Annotated in this window: 2 protein-coding genes; both read left to right on the top strand. The window is 58.1% G+C overall.

All coding sequences use genetic code 11. The annotated features are described in order from the left end of the window. Positions 1-503: 503 nt before the first annotated feature. Entirely contained in the window at positions 504-1,157 is a 654-nt protein-coding gene (locus tag AB0O97_RS20195) for a maleylpyruvate isomerase family mycothiol-dependent enzyme (RefSeq protein WP_363840674.1), read from the top strand. 637 nt (positions 1,158-1,794) lie between these two features. Then, the gene (locus AB0O97_RS20190; RefSeq protein ID WP_363885050.1) at positions 1,795-2,247 is read left to right on the top strand and encodes a hypothetical protein; all 453 of its coding nucleotides are present in this window, start codon (positions 1,795-1,797) and stop codon (positions 2,245-2,247) included. Positions 2,248-2,303 lie beyond the last annotated feature (56 nt).

The following is a 2,303-nucleotide window of genomic DNA, read 5'->3' as shown; positions in this document are numbered from 1 at the left end:
AAGTGAGACAAGCGCAATTAATCTGCTTCATCATGGATGAGACAACCCTCTAGATTCCGGGGGTTTCGTGCTTCAACTTAAATGAGACAGGACAGCCCTATCACCAGTCATCTTGCCGATTCGTGGATGATCCCCTTCGAACGCTTTCTCTCGATCCGACGTCCCGCAGCTTACAAAGGACACCATGATTTTGCGGGTCAGTGGTGGTGTGCCACGAACCAGTGACATGTCGGATTCGGATCTTGGCGCGAACGTGACCAGCTGATGCGATTCGACTTTGTTCTAGACGTAACAGATGTGGCCTCGCAACCCTTTAGGATTACTCCTCCGGCAGCACTCCCCCAGACAACCCGTGTACCTGACTGCTTTGCCGTGCAGGCTGATGGCACCGGCATTGTTATCGATCGCGCACGCTGAGCCACTGCCGCGAGATACACCTATTGGTCGTCCCTGTCGCGTATCGGTACTAGTTGGCCGGTCGTATAGCGTGGTTACATTGACCCATGCCTTCCCGACCTTCGACCGCAGTGTGGCCAGCCGTTCACAACGAACGCGATGCCCTCATTAGAGAACTTGAGTCGCTCACCCCAGAGCAATGGGCCCAGCCCTCGCTCTGCCCCGGCTGGGACATTCACGACGTCGTAGCTCATCTCGTGGATTCCGCGAAGACAACCCGCCTCAGCTTTCTCCGTCGGCTGATCGCCGCGAAGTTCGATTTCGACAAAGACAACGCAAACGGCATCACCAGGGAGCGTGCCGCGACCCCGGAATCGACCCTGACTGAGTTCCGCCGTGTACGCGAAGCGACCAAGACGCCGCCTGCTGCTCTAGCAACTCGACTCGTCGAAGCAATCGTGCATGGTGAGGACATTCGGCGTCCCCTGGGGCTTTTGCGCTCCTACCCGAGTGAGTCGATCGACGCGGCCTTGCGATATCAACTCAAAACCGGCGGTTCTATGGGCGGCGGCAAGGAACGCGCAGCTGGATTTCGTCTGCAGGCGTCCGATTCAGGGTTTGAGCACGGTTCTGGCTCAGAGGTCAAAGGAACCTCGTTGGCACTTCTCATGGCTATCTCGGGTCGCCCCGCCCATAAGGAAGATTTCTCAGGTGAAGGTGCCGCCACATTTGTACGAAAGCTAGAACAAGCGTCTCAATGAGCATCCTCGTCCCCTACTTCCTTCCATCAGGAGCCCGAGCCTGACAGATACCTCCAATTTGCCCGCCTCCATGTTGCCCGTTGGCGGTGGCATCCACACGATGCCCATCCGGTTGGCCTTGCGAAAGACCCTCGGCAAAGGACTCGGAGTTGCGGTAGACGTGCACCTGTCCGTGCGCACCGCCTGAGCAGCTTCTTGCACCCGGTAGAGGTTTCCCTTCCGTGACGACGGCCGCCGGCCAGCCTGCGGGGTTTCCGTGCTTCAACGTGGATGAGACAGGACATTTGGCATCTATAGCCGCGCGTTCGGCGCCACTGAATCCCGTCGTCTAAGGCTGCCTCCAGACACTAGACTGGTCCGCGTCGACCAAACGAGTCGGCACAGTATTGGGGGAATTATCGTGGGTAGATTCTGCAGGACAATCACGACGGCGGCGCTCGGACTTGCGCTGATGGGCGGACTGGGCGGATGCACTCCCGACCCGCAGTTGCCGTTGCCCACGGCAAGCCAATCTCCGGAATCAGTCCTTGACGCCAGCTGTCCCATACTGCCTGCAGACTCGATCAAAGCGGTAAGAATTCCGCAAGGCAGCCCCACGGAATCAATCGACAACGTCTTGAAGTCCTACAGCTCATGGGTGAATGCGGGAACAGATGTACTCAGGGACTGGGCCGACACAGCGGGTACCGTACCGGACGCATGTTTGGACGGGTTGGCCGAGCAGGGCCGGATTGCCTACTCACAAACAATCTTCACAACGCACAGCGACGTTGCATGGCAGAACTACTACGCTGGGCAGCAGGAGCTCACTGCCCAGTCCCTGCGCCATGCCGTAGATACCAGCACCGAAGGTCAAGGGAATAAGGGACGCTTTGAACTACTCAAGGAAATCTCCTCCAGTGCCACAGAGAACGGAACGTTCCTGAAGTTTGATGCTATCTACCGCCCGGCCCCAGGCGCGCCAGCAGATCCATCAGACTGGGCGGGGCTGGCCAAGCCAACCCGCTGGTACGTAGAGCTAGTGCCCTTCGATGGCTTCTTCATCATTAACGGCCCAGTACTCCTGAAGGTGTCTTCAGGGGCAATCTAGGGGCTTTGGGCGGATGTATTGGTAGACGGTTTCGCGGCTGATGCCGTATTCGCGGG

It is taken from the genome of Specibacter sp. NPDC078692, from assembly GCF_040686835.1.
Lineage (GTDB): Bacteria > Actinomycetota > Actinomycetes > Actinomycetales > Micrococcaceae > Specibacter.
Note: the sequence above shows the minus strand (reverse complement) of the source record. Positions and strands in the feature narration are given on the sequence as shown.